This is a genomic window from Streptomyces collinus Tu 365 (assembly GCF_000444875.1).
GTDB lineage: Bacteria > Actinomycetota > Actinomycetes > Streptomycetales > Streptomycetaceae > Streptomyces > Streptomyces collinus_A.
The window spans coordinates 4,634,143-4,647,752 of record NC_021985.1; the positions used below are offsets into that span (position 1 = coordinate 4,634,143).

The following is a 13,610-nucleotide window of genomic DNA, read 5'->3' on the forward strand; positions in this document are numbered from 1 at the left end:
GACCGGGGCCCCCGTGCCGGCATCGGCAGGGGCGGACCGCTACCCGGAGTAACACAGGAGACAGCGATGTCCCAACCGGCTCACCTCCCTCACGAGGCCGCTGAGCCCGAGACCCCGCATCTCGACTTCGCGGGCACCACGCCGTACGAGGACTACGTCAAGGCGGACGTGCTCACCCACCTCCAGCACACCCTCTCCGACGACCCCGGAGAGATGGTCTTCCTGGTCACGACCCAGGTCATGGAGCTGTGGTTCACCGTGATCGTGCACGAGTGGGAGACCGCCGCGAAGGCGCTCCGCTCGGACGACGTGCCGACCGCCGTCGCCGCGCTGAAGCGCTCCGTACGCGAGCTGGAGGCCCTGAACGCCTCCTGGAAGCCGCTCGGCCAGCTCACCCCCGCGCAGTTCAACGCCTACCGCAGCGCCCTCGGCGAGGGCTCCGGCTTCCAGTCCGCGATGTACCGCCGGATGGAGTTCCTGCTCGGCGACAAGTCCGCCTCCATGCTGGTCCCGCACCGCGGCGCCCCCCGCGTCCACGCGGAGCTGGAGAAGGCCCTGCACGAGCCGAGCCTGTACGACGAGGTCGTACGGCTCCTCGCGCGCCGCGGGCACGCGATCCCGGACGCCGTGCTGGACCGGGACGTGACCCTGCGCCACGAGCCCTCGGACGCCGTGGAGGCGGCCTGGCAGGCGGTCTACTCCGGCGACGAGCACGCCGACCTGGCCCGGCTGGGCGAGGCGCTGACGGACGTGGCCGAGCTGGTGTGGCGCTGGCGCAACGACCACCTGGTCGCCACCCGCCGCGCGATGGGCGCCAAGACCGGCACCGGTGGCTCCGCGGGCGTGGCCTGGCTGGAGAAGCGCGCCCGCAAGAACGTCTTCCCCGAGCTGTGGACGGCGAGGTCCTATGTCTGAGCTGGTCTCGCGCGCGCAGGAGCTGGACGCGGCCGACGAGCTGGCCCCGCTGCGCTCCCGCTTCGTCCTGGACGACGTGGTCTACCTGGACGGCAACTCCCTGGGCGCGCTCCCCGCGCACGTGCCGGGCCGGGTCGAGGACGTCGTCCGCAGGCAGTGGGGCGAGCTGCGCATCCGGTCCTGGGAGGAGAGCGGCTGGTGGACGGCGCCCGAGCGGATCGGCGACCGCATCGCCCCGCTGGTCGGCGCGGCCCCGGGCCGGATCGTGGTGGGCGACTCGACCAGCGTCAACGTCTTCAAGGCGCTGGTGGCGGCCGTCCGCATGGCCGGCCCGGACCGTGGCGAGGTCCTGGTCGACGCGACGACGTTCCCCACGGACGGCTACATCGCCGAGTCGGCGGCCCGGCTGACCGGCCGCACCCTGCGCCCGGTGACGCCGGCCGAGCTGTCGTCGGCGCTGTCCGGGCGTACGGCGGCGGTGCTGCTGAACCACGTCGACTACCGCACCGGCCGCCTGCACGACCTGCCCGGCCTGACGGCCGCGGTCCACGCCCACGGCGCGCTCGCGGTCTGGGACCTGTGCCACAGCGCGGGCGCGCTGCCGGTGGGGCTGGACGAGCACGGGGTCGACCTGGCGGTCGGCTGCACCTACAAGTACCTGAACGGCGGCCCGGGTTCGCCGGCGTACCTGTACGTGCGCGAGGAGCTCCAGGAGCGGTTCGACTCGCCCCTGCCCGGCTGGAACTCGCACGCCGAGCCCTTCGGGATGAGCCCGTCGTACGCCCCGGCGCCCGGTGCGCCGCGCGGCCGGGTCGGCACGCCGGACATCCTGTCCATGCTGGCCCTGGAGGCGGCCCTGGACGTCTGGGACGGTGTGCGGGTCGAGGCGGTGCGGGCGAAGTCGCTCGCGCTGACGGACTTCTTCCTGGAGTGCGTCGCCGCGTACACCGAGCCGGGCCGGGTCGAGTCCGTGACCCCGCTGCCGCACGCGGAGCGGGGCAGCCAGATCGCCCTGCGCTGCGCCGACGCGGGCGAGGTGATGAAGCGTCTGATCGACCGCGGTGTGGTGGGCGACTTCCGCCACCCGGACGTCCTGCGCTTCGGTTTCACCCCGCTGTACGTCGGCTTCGCCGACACCGAGCGGGCGGCCCGGGTGCTGGGCGAGGTGCTCGGCTAGCGCGGCCGGACCGGAGGGGGCGGGGCGCGACCGCGCCCCGCCCCCTCGGGCGTCCCTCTCGGGCGTCCCCCCGCACGTCACGGGCCTGATACCGTCCCGGCCAACGGCCGACGACGTATGCCCGCCCGGTCCGCCTGAACCGCCCCCGGTGCCGAAGGCCCGGGAGGCGCCCCTTCGTCGCTGAGAGGTTGGAGCATGCCGGACGACGCCGCCGCTGCCCGCGCCGCCGCCGAGGAGGAGTCGGCCTTCGCGCACCCGCCGGTCGACCCCGACGCCACCGCCGCCTACGGCGACCACCCCGACCAGGTGATCGACTTCTACGTCCCGCGCACCGACACCCCGCTCGCCCCGCTGGTCGTCCTCCTGCACGGCGGCGCGTGGCGCGCGCCCTACGACCGCCGCCACGTCACCCCCTTCGCCGACTTCCTGGCCCGCCGGGGCTTCGCGGTGGCCAACGTGGAGTACCGCAGGGGCGGCGAGCCGCAGATCCCCGCGCAGAACACCGGGGGCGGCACGGCCCCGGCCCCCCTGGCCGGCCGCTGGCCCGACACCTTCGACGACGTGGCGGCGGCCCTGGACGCGCTGCCCGCACTGGCCCGCGAGCTGCTCCCGTGCGCCGACCAGCGCCGCACGGTCCTCACCGGCCACTCGGCGGGCGGCCACCTCGCCCTGTGGGCCGCGGCCCGCCACGTCCTGCCCGCCGGCTCCCCCTGGCGCCTGGACGGCCCGGCACCGCTGCGCGGCGTGGTCGCGCTCGCCCCGATCGCGGACCTCGCGATGGCCGAGAAGCTGGACGTGTGCGGGAACGCCTCCCTCCAACTCCTGGGCGGCAACGACCGTTTCGCGGAGCGGCAGCCGTACGCCGACCCCGCGCTGCTGCTGCCGACGGGCATCGCGACGACCCTGGTCCAGGGGCGCGCCGACCTCGACGTGCCGCAGGCGGTGGCCGAGGCGTACGCGGACGCGGCGGCGAAGGCCGGCGAGGTGGTGGGCCTGACGCTGCTGGAGGACGTCGGGCACTTCCCGCTGATCGACCCGGCGGCGGACGCGTGCGCGGTGGTGGCGGAGGAGATCGCCCAACTCGCCTGGTGACGAGGCCCGGTGTGGGTCCGCCCGCCCGCGTCCGGTCCCCTCGGGGGCGGTCCCGGTCATACCCGTAGTACCTGAGAGCTACGCCGCCGGACGGCTCTCCAGTGGGACGCGGTCGACGGCCTCCGTTCCCTAACTTCCCTGTCGTACAAGCCCGATGGCCGGGCGGACGGGGGAGGACCAGCATGGGGCGGGCGCCGACGACGAAGACCGCGCGGACGGCCGTGCGCCGGGCCGCGCGCACCGCGCGCCGGGCCCTGATCCCGGCCCTCCTGACCGCCGCCCTCGTCGTGCCGCTCGCGGGCGCCGCCCGCCCCGGGATCCCCGCACCGCCGCCCGCCGCCGTGGGCCCGCTCACCCCGGCCACCCTGCGCACCGCGTACGAGGCGAACCGGGCCGACGCCGCCGAGGCGGCCCGCATGGCCGCCGCGCACGGCGACGGGCACCGCGCCGCCGCCGACCGCGCGCTGGCCGCCCGCTCCCGGCACCTGCTCGCCTACGACGGCCGTGGCGCCGGCCTGGCCACCGAGGTCCTCGGCGACCTGGCGGCCGCCGACCGGGTGGCGGTCCTCGTCCCCGGCTCCGACACCTCCCTGGACACCTACGGCCGCTTCCACCGGGCCGCGGCGGCCCTGTACCGGGACCTCACCCGCCGCGCCCGCGCCGGCACCCGCGTCGCCGTGGTCGCCTGGCTGGGCTACCGGACCCCGGGGACGGTCAGCGCCACGGTGACCACCACGACCCGCGCCGAACACGCCGCACCCCGACTGCGTGCCCTGGTGCGGCAGTTGCGCACGCTGGCGCCGGCCGGGTCCCGGCTCTCCCTGCTCTGCCACTCCTACGGCTCGGTGGTCTGCGGCCGGGCCGCCGCCGGCCTGGACGCCGACGACATCGCCCTCGTCGGCAGCCCCGGCACGGGCGCCGGCACCGCCGCCGGGCTGCGCTCCCGCGCCCGGATCTGGGCGGCCCGCGGCACCGGCGACTGGGTGGCGCACGTCCCGCACGTCCGCGCCGACCTGCTCTTCACCACCGTCGGCTTCGGCACCGACCCGGTCTCCCGCGCGTTCGGCGCCCGGGTCTTCGACGCGGCCGGCGCCGACCACAGCGGCTACTTCACCCCGGGCTCGGCCTCCCTCGCCAACCTGGCCCGGATCACCCTCGGCGAGACCTCGGAGGTGACCCGTGGCTGAGCCGGCCCCCCACACCCCGCGCCGCGCGCTGCACGCGCTGCGCCAGGGCGCCGACCGCGTGGACGCCGCCACCCCGGCGTCCCGCGACCGCGCGGTCGACGCGCTGCGCGCCTTCGCGATCCTCGGCGTCGTCCTCGGCCACTGGCTGGTCACGGCCCTGGTCGCGGACGACGGGACGCTGCGCGCGGCGAGCCCGCTGCAGCACCTGCCCCGGCTCGCCCCGGTCTCCTGGGCCTTCCAGACCCTGGCCGTCTTCTTCCTGGTCGGCGGCCATGTGGCCACCCGCAGCCATGCCTCGGCGCGCGCCCGCGGGGTGCCGTACGGCGCCTGGCTGCGCGGCCGGCTGGGCCGCCTGCTGCGGCCGGTCCTCGCCCTCCTCACCCTGTGGACGGTGGCGGCCACCGCCCTGCTGCTGACCGGCACTCCCCTCGTCACCCTGCACACGCTGGTCAAACTGGCGCTGTCGCCGCTGTGGTTCCTCCTGGTCTTCGCCGTCCTGACGGCGGCCACCCCGCTGGTCGCCCGGCTCAGCCCGCTCTGGCCGCTGGCGGTCGTCGCGCACGTGGACCTGCTCCGCTTCGGCCTGCACGTCGGCCCCTCCTGGCTGGGCTGGGTGAACCTGGCGGCCGGCTGGCTGGTCCCGTACACCCTGGGCGCCGCCTGGACCCGCGGCGAGCTGGAGTCCCGGCGGGCGGCCCTCGTGCTGCTGCTCGGCGGTGCGACGGCCACGGCCGCGCTGGTGCTGACGGCGGGCTACCCGGCGTCGATGGTCGGCGTGCCGGGCCACGCGGTCTCCAACCTCAACCCGCCGACCCTGGCGGCCGTCACCTTCGGCCTGGCCCAGTGCGGGCTCGCCCTGATGCTGCGCGAGCGGCTGCGCGCGGCCATGCGCCGCCCGCTCGCCTGGGCGGCGGTGGCCCTGGTCAACCTGTCCGCCATGACGATCTTCCTGTGGCACCAGACGGCCCTGATGGCCACGACGGCCACCGCGCTCGCGGCCGGCCGCCTGCCCGGGCTGCACACCGTCCCCGACGGCCCGGACTGGGTGGCGTACCGGCTGCTGTGGCTGCCGGTGTTCGCCCTGGTGCTCGCCCTGTGCCGGACCGCGTTCCGCTCCTGGGAACAGGGCTCGCGGCGCCGCCCCGCCGGCAGCGGCCGCGGGCGCTCGCGGGTGGTCCGGGTGCACCGGGCCGGGGACGGGAAGGCGGCGCGGGCCACCCGCGGTGTCCAGGGCCTGTTGGGTCGCACGGCAGAGGACCACTTTCGCAGCAGGCCCTAGGGTGGTCCGCGTGACGGGGACGGGGGGCCGGGTGTTCGGGGTGCTCGCGGGCTGGGCCCGGCGCCGGCTGGCGGTGCTGCACGGCGATCTGTGGACGCTCCGGCCCGATCCGCTGCCCGCCTCGGTGTGGCTGCGCTGGCTGCCGCACGGCCTGCTGTGGCTGGCCGCGTTCGGGGTCACGCTCGGTGCCACGGCCCAGCTCGGGGACCACGGGCGGCTGCCCTTCGGCCCCGCCTTCGCGATCGGCCTCGGGCAGGGCGGCGCGATCGTCCTCGCGATGTCGCGGCCGATCGCGGGCTGGTGGCTGTCGACGACGGCGACCGTGGTGGGGGCCGTCGCGGTGCACGGCGGCCTCGACACGGTGGCGGGGTCGCGGTTCACCTGGCCCTGGACCGCGGCCGGCATCATCGCCCACCTGCTGGTCCTGCTGCTGCTCGCGCTGCGCGTGCGCACCCGGGTGTCGGTCGAGGCGCTGGCCCTGACCGTGCTGCTCACCTACCTCCTGGAAGGCGTGTGGGGCGGCGGGAGGTACCAGCCCACCGGGGTCGTCACGGTGGTGCTCTGCACGGTCGTCGTGGTGCTCGGCACCGCGCTGCGCGGCCGCCGGGAGGCGCGCGCCGAACTCGTCGAGCAGACCACCCTGACCAGCGAGGAGCGGGCCCGGCGCACCCTGCTGGAGGAGCGCAGCCGGATCGCGCGCGAACTGCACGACGTGGTCGCCCACCACATGTCGGTCATCTCCATCCAGGCGCAGGTGGCCCCGCACCTCGTCACCGACCCGACGCCGGAGCTGATCGAGAACCTGGACGGCATCCGGCAGAACGCGCTGGAGGCGCTCACCGAGCTGCGCCGGGTGCTCGGCGTGCTGCGCTCGGAGAACCCCGAGGACCCCTACGGGCTCGGCGCCCCCGGCGGCGGCGCGGCCCCGGACGCCCCGCAGCCCACCCTCGACCGGCTGGACGCGCTGATCGAGAACACCCGCGCGGCGGGCCTGGACGTGACCGCCCAGACCCGGGGCAGGGCGCGGCCCTACGCTCCCGGGGTGGAGCTGTCGGCGTACCGGATCGTGCAGGAGGCGCTGAGCAACGCCCTGCGGCACGCGCCGGGTTCCCGGGTCCGGGTGGAGGTCGCACACCTCCCGGACGGTGTGCGCCTCACGGTGACCAACTCCCCGCCGGGGCGGCCGGTCCCGCCCTCGCCGGGCGCCGGGCACGGACTGCTCGGGATGCGGGAGCGCGCGGCCATGCTCGGCGGTCACGTCACCGCGGCCGGGACCCCGCACGGCGGTTTCGCGGTCTCGGCCTTCCTGCCCCGCGACGGCGCCCCGCTCCCGGCCCCGCCGGTCCCACCCGCCAAGTAGCCCCCCCCTTTCCCGACAGGAGAACAGCCCCCCATGACCAGCGGCACGAACGGCGCGGACGGCACCGGCGGCAGCGACGGCAGGAGCGGCGCCGGTGTCATCCGCGTCCTCGTCGCCGACGACCAGCAGATGGTCCGGCAGGGCTTCACCGTGCTGCTCAACACCAAGCCGGACATCGAGGTGGTCGGGCAGGCGGTGGACGGCCGGGACGCCGTCGCCAAGGTCGGCGAACTGGTCCCGGACGTGGTGCTGATGGACATCCGGATGCCCGAGCTGGGCGGTATCGAGGCGACCCGGCTGATCACGGCCGACCACCCGGGCATCAGGGTCCTGGTGCTGACCACGTTCGACCTCGACGAGTACGTCTACGAGGCGCTGCGGGCGGGGGCCGCCGGGTTCCTGCTGAAGGACGCCTCGGCCGACCAGCTCGCCGAGGCGGTCCGGGTGGTGGCGGCAGGGGACGCGCTGCTCGCACCGGGCATCACCCGCCGGCTGATCGCCGAGTTCTCCCGGCTGGACGGCTCCCCGCGCCCCCCGCTGCGGCAGCGGGTGGGCGAGCTGACCGAACGGGAGACGGAGGTCCTGGCCCTGATCGCGCAGGGCCTGTCGAACGCGGAGATAGCCGGACGGCTGGTGGTCGCCGAACAGACCGTGAAGACCCACGTGGGCCGCATCCTGGTGAAGCTGGGCCTGAGGGACCGCACCCAGGCGGCGGTCTTCGCCTACGAGTCCGGCCTGGTCCGCCCCTCCGGCTACTGACCCCGGCCCCGGACACCGCACCCGCCCCCCGGGTCGTTCCGCCGTAGTACCTGAGAAGGACGCCGAAGGACCCTTCTCACTGGTGACGACCGGGGTGGTCGTTCCGGCCTACCGTGTGGCACGTGACCGAGACGACCCAGACGCGGTCGGTGCCGCCGGGCGGCGCGACCAAGCAGCGCAGCCCGGAGTACCGACTGGCCGCTGACGCCCTGCGCGGGCTGCGGCAGGACCTGTTCCACGACGCCTTCGCCTACCGGCCGCTGCCCCGGGCCGGCGCGGACGGCACCTCCGCCCGCCGCGGCCCGGGCCGTATGCGCGATTACGCGGCCTGGGCCCCGCACGCCGTGGTCGTCGCGCTCGGCGTGGTGGCGATGCTCTTCGCCCTGGCGAGCACGGACCGCGCCGGACTGCTGTCCCTGCTGAGCGGGCTGCTGGCGCTGGGGCCGGTGCTGCTGACCCTGGTGCGCCCGGTCGGGGCGTTCTGGTGCTCGCTCGCCGCCTCCGCGGTCGCCCTGGTCCTCGGCGGCGGCAGCGGCTTCGGCGACTGGCCGTGGCTGCCGGGCAGCTTCCTGACCCACCTGGTGGTGCTCACGGTCGTCGCCCTGCGCACCCGTCCCCGCGTGGCCGCCTGGATGTGGGTGATGACCGCCGCCTACGGCTTCGTCGCCGAGAGCCTCTTCGGTTGGGACCACTACAGCACCGACGTGGGCCCGATGCTGATCCTGTCCGCGCTGATCCTGCTCGTCGTCACCGTCCGGCACATCCGCCGCGAGGCCCAGCAGGAGGTCACCGCCCAGCAGACGGTGACCGAGGCGGAGCGCTCCCGGCGCACCCTGCTGGAGGAGCGCACCACCATCGCCCGCGAGCTGCACGACGTGGTCGCCCACCACATGTCGGTGGTCGCCATCCAGGCCGAGGCCGCGCCCTACCGGGTGGAGAACCCGCCGCCGGAGCTGGAGCAGGCGTTCGCCACCATCCGGGAGAACGCGGTGGCGGCCCTGACCGAGCTGCGCCGGGTGCTGGGAGTCGTCCGCGCGGAGGACTACGAGGCGCCCGACGCCCCCCAGCCCACCCTCGCCGACCTGGACGCGCTGCTCGCCAACGTGCGGGAGGCGGGCCTTGAGGTGACGAAGACGGTGACCGGCGCGGTGCGCGAACTGCCGCAGGGCGTGGAGCTGTCGGCGTACCGGATCGTGCAGGAGGCGCTGAGCAACACCCTGCGGCACGCGCCGGGGGCGGACGCCCGGGTGGAGATCGGGTACGTCCTCGGCGGCCTGGGCCTGCGCATAGTCAACGGCCGGCCGCCCGCGCCCCACCTGGTCAAGCCCTCGCCCGGCGCCGGGCACGGCGTCACCGGGATGCGCGAGCGGGTCTCCATGCTGGGCGGCGAGATGACGGCGGGCCCGGCGGCCGACGGCGGACACGAGGTGACCGTGTTCCTGCCGGTGCCGGCCGGGGCGACCGCGGGCGAGGACGGGGCATGACGATCCGCGTACTGATCGCGGACGACCAGATGATGGTCCGCGAGGGCTTCTCCGTCCTGCTGAACGCGATGCCGGACATCGAGGTCGCCGGCGAGGCCGTCAACGGCCGCGAGGCGGTCGAGCGGGTGCGGGAGCTCGCCCCGGACGTGGTGCTGATGGACATCCGGATGCCCGAGCTGAACGGCATCGAGGCGACCCGGGAGATCGTGGCCGCTGACGCGGCGGCCAAGGTGCTGGTGCTGACCACGTTCGACCTGGACGAGTACGTGTACCAGGCGCTGCGCGCCGGTGCCTCCGGGTTCCTGCTGAAGGACGCCTCGGCGCGGCAGCTCGCCGACGGGGTGCGGGTGGTCGCGTCCGGGGAGGCGCTGCTGGCGCCCTCGGTGACCAGGCGGCTGATCACGGAGTTCTCCCGGCTCGCCGAGACGCCGGGCCTGATGCCGTCGGCGCAGGCGGCGTACGGGGAGCTGACCGAGCGGGAGACGGAGGTGCTGGTGCTGATCGCGCACGGTCTGTCCAACGCGGAGATCGCCGGGCGGCTGGTGGTCGCCGAGTCCACGATCAAGACCCATGTGAGCCGGATCCTGGTGAAACTGGGGCTGCGGGACCGCACCCAGGCCGCGGTGTTCGCGTACGAGGCGAGGCTGGTCACGCCAGGGTGAGCCGGGCTAGCGTCCGTCCATGGCAGCTCCTCGCGATCTCGCTTTCGATCCCTGGGACCCGGCGTTCCTCGCCGACCCGTACCCCGCCTACGCCGAGCTGCGCTCGCGTGGCCGGGTGATCCGGTACGAGCCGACCGACCAGTGGCTGGTCCCGCACCACGCGGACGTCTCGGCGCTGCTGCGGGACCGCCGGCTGGGCCGCGCCTACCAGCACCGGTTCACCCACGAGGACTTCGGCCGGACCCCGCCCGCCCCGGAGCACGAGCCGTTCCACACCCTCAACGACCACGGCATGCTCGACCTGGAGCCGCCGGACCACACCCGGATACGGCGGCTGGTGTCCAAGGCGTTCACCCCGCGCACGGTTCAGGCTCTGGTGCCGTACGTCAGGAACCTGGCGAACGAGCTGGTGGCGGGCCTGGTGGCAGCGGGCGGCGGCGACCTGCTGACGGACGTGGCCGAACCGCTGCCGGTGGCCGTGATCGCCGAGATGCTGGGCATCCCCGAGTCGGACAGGGCGCCGCTGCGGCCGTGGTCGGCGGACATCTGCGGGATGTACGAGCTGAACCCGTCCGGGGACTCCGCCGAGCGGGCCGTGCGGGCGTCGGTCGAGTTCTCGGACTATCTGCGCGAGCTGATCGCCGAGCGGCGCGAGAACCCGGGCGACGACCTCATCTCGGGCCTGATCGCGGCCCATGACGAGGGCGACCGGCTGACGGAGCAGGAGATGATCTCCACGGCCGTCCTCCTGCTCAACGCCGGCCACGAGGCCACCGTCAACGCCACGGTCAACGGCTGGTGGGCGCTGTTCCGCAACCCGGACCAGCTCGCGGCGCTGCGTGCGGACCACTCGCTGGTCCCGGCCGCGGTCGAGGAGCTGATGCGCTACGACACCCCGCTCCAGCTCTTCGAGCGCTGGGTCCTGGACGACATCGAGATCGACGGCACCACGATCCCCCGCGGCGCGGAGATCGCCATGCTCTTCGGCTCCGCCAACCACGACCCGTCCGTCTTCACCGCCCCCGAGCGGCTGGACATCGGCCGCGGGGACAACCCGCACATCTCCTTCAGCGCGGGCATCCACTACTGCATCGGCGCCCCGCTGGCCCGCATCGAGCTCGCGGCCTCCATGACCGCCCTGCTGGAGCGGGCCCCCACGCTGAGCCTGGCGGCGGAACCGGAGCGGAAGCCGAACTTCGTGATCCGCGGCCTGGAGGGCCTGGACGTCGAGGTGAGGTGATCACCGCGCCGTGATCACCGGTCCGTCCGTCCCCGGGTCACCCGGGGGCGGGCAGGGTCAGGGCCCAGGCGTCCTCACGGACGGTCCAGGTGCGGCGGCGGACCGGGCCCGCGACCGCCGCGTCCGCGCGGTAGCGGAAGTCCGCGCCGACCACCGTCACCGAGCGGCCGGAGGCGCGCAGCGGGGTGGCCTCCGCGCCCAGGGACAGGGGCCGTACCTCCACCTCGGCGATCCCGCGGCTGCCGGGGGTCACCGACACCGCCTCCACCGGCTGGTCCAGGTCCACGACCGTGTCGCCGTCGACCTCGACGCGCAGCCGGGAGGGGCCGGGGGCCGGAACGGCGGCGAGGCGGGTGGGGCGCGGGGCGAGGGTGCGGACCAGGGAGCGGTAGCGGGTGCGCAGCCGGGGGCGCTCCGGGGCGACGGTCACCGGTTCGGCGGAAGCCGTCCGTACCGGGGCGGCCGGGATGCCGAGCGCGGTCAGGACCACGCCGTCGCTGTCGTCCACGAGCAGGTCGAGGCGCCGCTCCGCCCCGTCCAGCACGGCGCGGGCCGCCGCCACCGCGCCGGCGGGCACTCCGAGGGACTCGGCGAGCGCGGCCTCCCCGACCGGCACCATCGACAGCGCGCATCCGGCCAGCTCGCGGTGGCGGTGCAGCAGGGTCACGGCGCGGACCAGTGCCCGGTCGTCGCCGATCACGACCGGGCGCCGGGACCCCCGCCGGCCGAGTGCCCGGGCGAATTCCTCGGGGCCGTCCGGCAGACAGACCTTGGTGGTCGCACCCGCGCTGAGCACGTCTTTCGCGATCCGTACGGACTCCCCGTCCGTGTGCCGTGCCGCCGGATCGATGATCACCAGCAGCTGATCGGACGTCGCGAAGGTCGCCACCTCGGTCCTGCCTCGCTTCCTCGGGTAGCATCTTTGTGCAAGAGCCCCTTGCGCTATTGCGCCAGGGGCTTCGTCTATTCCGGGGCATCCGGTCCGACGGTTGTGCGACCAAAGGCGGTCGCGGTGGTGTGCGGCGGTGAACCTTACGCCCAAGCCCCCGACCTTGGACATGCCCCGCCCGGAAGGGGTGTACGCGCGTGCCCGCACTTGTGCTGCTCGGTGCTCAGTGGGGTGACGAAGGCAAGGGGAAGGCGACCGACCTGCTCGGTGGCTCGGTGGACTATGTAGTGCGATACCAGGGCGGCAACAACGCCGGCCACACGGTCGTCGTGGGCGACCAGAAGTATGCACTCCACCTCCTCCCTTCCGGAATCCTCTCTCCCGGTTGTACGCCGGTCATCGGCAACGGTGTCGTCGTCGACCCGTCGGTCCTGCTCTCCGAGCTGAGCGGTCTGAACGAGCGTGGCGTTGACACGTCCAAGCTCCTGATCAGCGGAAACGCGCACGTCATCACGCCGTACAACGTGACCGTCGACAAGGTCACGGAGCGCTTCCTCGGCAAGCGGAAGATCGGTACGACGGGGCGCGGCATCGGACCGACCTACGCCGACAAGATCAACCGTGTCGGCATCCGGGTCCAGGACCTGTACGACGAGTCGATCCTGACCCAGAAGGTCGAGGCGGCCCTCGACGTCAAGAACCAGCTGCTGACCAAGCTGTACAACCGGCGTGCCATCGCCGTCGACCAGGTGGTCGAGGAGCTGCTGGGCTACGCCGAGCAGATCAAGCCGTACGTCACCGACACCGTGCTGGTCCTCAACCAGGCGCTGGAGGAGGACAAGGTCGTCCTGTTCGAGGGCGGTCAGGGCACGCTCCTCGACATCGACCACGGCACGTATCCCTTCGTCACCTCCTCGAACCCGACCGCGGGCGGCGCCTGCACCGGCGCCGGGGTGGGCCCGACGAAGATCAGCCGGGTCATCGGCATCCTCAAGGCGTACACGACCCGGGTCGGCGCCGGCCCGTTCCCGACCGAGCTGTTCGACGAGGACGGCGAGGCGCTGCGCCGGATCGGCGGCGAGCGGGGCGTGACCACCGGCCGTGACCGCCGCTGCGGCTGGTTCGACGCGGTCATCGCCCGCTACGCGACCCGGGTGAACGGCCTGACCGACTTCTTCCTCACCAAGCTGGACGTGCTCACCGGCTGGGAGCAGATCCCGGTCTGCGTGGCGTACGAGATCGACGGCAAGCGGGTCGAGGAGCTGCCGTACTCGCAGACCGACTTCCACCACGCGAAGCCCGTCTACGAGACGCTGCCCGGCTGGTCCGAGGACATCACCAAGGCGAAGTCCTTCTCCGACCTGCCGAAGAACGCCCAGAACTACGTCAAGGCGCTGGAGGAGATGTCCGGCGCCCCGATCTCCGCGATCGGCGTGGGCCCGGGCCGGGACGAGACGATCGAGATCAACTCGTTCCTGTAGGCCGCGACACCGCCTGACGGTTCCGCCCGTCGATCCGCCCCGGCGCGATCGGCGGGCGGTTCCGCGTCCTGGGGTGTCCGCCGTG

12 protein-coding genes are annotated in these 13,610 nt (G+C 74.5%); 11 read left to right on the forward strand and 1 reads right to left on the reverse strand.

Annotated elements, in window-relative coordinates:
• Nucleotides 1-66: 66 nt before the first annotated feature.
• The 10 genes from B446_RS20125 to B446_RS20170 all read left to right on the forward strand — a co-directional run bounded on the left by B446_RS20125 (nucleotide 67) and on the right by B446_RS20170 (nucleotide 11,155).
• The gene (locus B446_RS20125) at nucleotides 67-915 is read left to right on the forward strand and encodes a tryptophan 2,3-dioxygenase family protein (protein WP_020941281.1); all 849 of its coding nucleotides are present in this window, start codon (nucleotides 67-69) and stop codon (nucleotides 913-915) included.
• Nucleotides 908-2,092, forward strand: coding sequence for a kynureninase (gene kynU, locus B446_RS20130; RefSeq protein WP_020941282.1), 1,185 nt, complete (start codon nucleotides 908-910; stop codon nucleotides 2,090-2,092). Before B446_RS20125 ends, kynU begins: the two co-directional genes overlap by 8 nt.
• Before the next feature lie 195 nt (nucleotides 2,093-2,287).
• Complete coding sequence (locus B446_RS20135) at nucleotides 2,288-3,184, forward strand: alpha/beta hydrolase (protein WP_020941283.1); 897 nt, start codon at nucleotides 2,288-2,290, stop codon at nucleotides 3,182-3,184.
• Between the two features lie 182 nt (nucleotides 3,185-3,366).
• The gene (locus B446_RS20140; RefSeq protein WP_020941284.1) at nucleotides 3,367-4,371 is read left to right on the forward strand and encodes an alpha/beta hydrolase; all 1,005 of its coding nucleotides are present in this window, start codon (nucleotides 3,367-3,369) and stop codon (nucleotides 4,369-4,371) included.
• Complete coding sequence (locus B446_RS20145) at nucleotides 4,364-5,650, forward strand: acyltransferase family protein (RefSeq protein ID WP_020941285.1); 1,287 nt, start codon at nucleotides 4,364-4,366, stop codon at nucleotides 5,648-5,650. The genes B446_RS20140 and B446_RS20145 overlap by 8 nt, the downstream gene beginning before the upstream one ends.
• A 10-nt stretch (nucleotides 5,651-5,660) precedes the next feature.
• A complete protein-coding gene (locus B446_RS20150) occupies nucleotides 5,661-7,010 on the forward strand; it encodes a sensor histidine kinase (protein ID WP_234967524.1) in 1,350 nt (449 codons plus the stop codon).
• A 33-nt stretch (nucleotides 7,011-7,043) separates the two neighbouring features.
• On the forward strand, nucleotides 7,044-7,769 hold the full coding sequence (locus B446_RS20155; RefSeq protein ID WP_020941287.1) for a response regulator: 726 nt from the start codon (nucleotides 7,044-7,046) through the stop codon (nucleotides 7,767-7,769).
• Between the two features lie 122 nt (nucleotides 7,770-7,891).
• Nucleotides 7,892-9,253 (forward strand): sensor histidine kinase, encoded by a 1,362-nt coding sequence (locus tag B446_RS20160; RefSeq protein ID WP_020941288.1) that lies wholly within the window; start codon nucleotides 7,892-7,894, stop codon nucleotides 9,251-9,253.
• Nucleotides 9,250-9,915 (forward strand): response regulator, encoded by a 666-nt coding sequence (locus B446_RS20165; protein WP_020941289.1) that lies wholly within the window; start codon nucleotides 9,250-9,252, stop codon nucleotides 9,913-9,915. Before B446_RS20160 ends, B446_RS20165 begins: the two co-directional genes overlap by 4 nt.
• A gap of 19 nt (nucleotides 9,916-9,934) precedes the next feature.
• On the forward strand, nucleotides 9,935-11,155 hold the full coding sequence (locus B446_RS20170) for a cytochrome P450 (protein ID WP_020941290.1): 1,221 nt from the start codon (nucleotides 9,935-9,937) through the stop codon (nucleotides 11,153-11,155).
• A gap of 37 nt (nucleotides 11,156-11,192) precedes the next feature.
• Here B446_RS20170 and B446_RS20175 read toward each other — a convergent pair whose 3' ends face one another.
• Nucleotides 11,193-12,044: a hypothetical protein gene (locus B446_RS20175; RefSeq protein WP_020941291.1), complete on the reverse strand. Its 852-nt coding sequence runs from the start codon at nucleotides 12,042-12,044 to the stop codon at nucleotides 11,193-11,195.
• A 197-nt stretch (nucleotides 12,045-12,241) separates the two neighbouring features.
• Between B446_RS20175 and B446_RS20180 the strand changes: the two genes are divergently transcribed.
• On the forward strand, nucleotides 12,242-13,525 hold the full coding sequence (locus tag B446_RS20180) for an adenylosuccinate synthase (protein ID WP_020941292.1): 1,284 nt from the start codon (nucleotides 12,242-12,244) through the stop codon (nucleotides 13,523-13,525).
• Nucleotides 13,526-13,610 lie beyond the last annotated feature (85 nt).

Excerpts from the sequence above, each read along its gene's own strand:
- B446_RS20170 (WP_020941290.1), top strand. The coding sequence starts at position 9,935 with ATGGCAGCTCCTCGCGATCTCGCTTTCGATCCCTGGGACCCGGCGTTC.
- B446_RS20135 (WP_020941283.1), top strand. The coding sequence starts at position 2,288 with ATGCCGGACGACGCCGCCGCTGCCCGCGCCGCCGCCGAGGAGGAGTCG.
- B446_RS20165 (WP_020941289.1), top strand. The coding sequence starts at position 9,250 with ATGACGATCCGCGTACTGATCGCGGACGACCAGATGATGGTCCGCGAG.
- B446_RS20155 (WP_020941287.1), top strand. The coding sequence starts at position 7,044 with ATGACCAGCGGCACGAACGGCGCGGACGGCACCGGCGGCAGCGACGGC.
- B446_RS20140 (WP_020941284.1), top strand. The coding sequence starts at position 3,367 with ATGGGGCGGGCGCCGACGACGAAGACCGCGCGGACGGCCGTGCGCCGG.
- B446_RS20125 (WP_020941281.1), top strand. The coding sequence starts at position 67 with ATGTCCCAACCGGCTCACCTCCCTCACGAGGCCGCTGAGCCCGAGACC.
- kynU (WP_020941282.1), top strand. The coding sequence starts at position 908 with ATGTCTGAGCTGGTCTCGCGCGCGCAGGAGCTGGACGCGGCCGACGAG.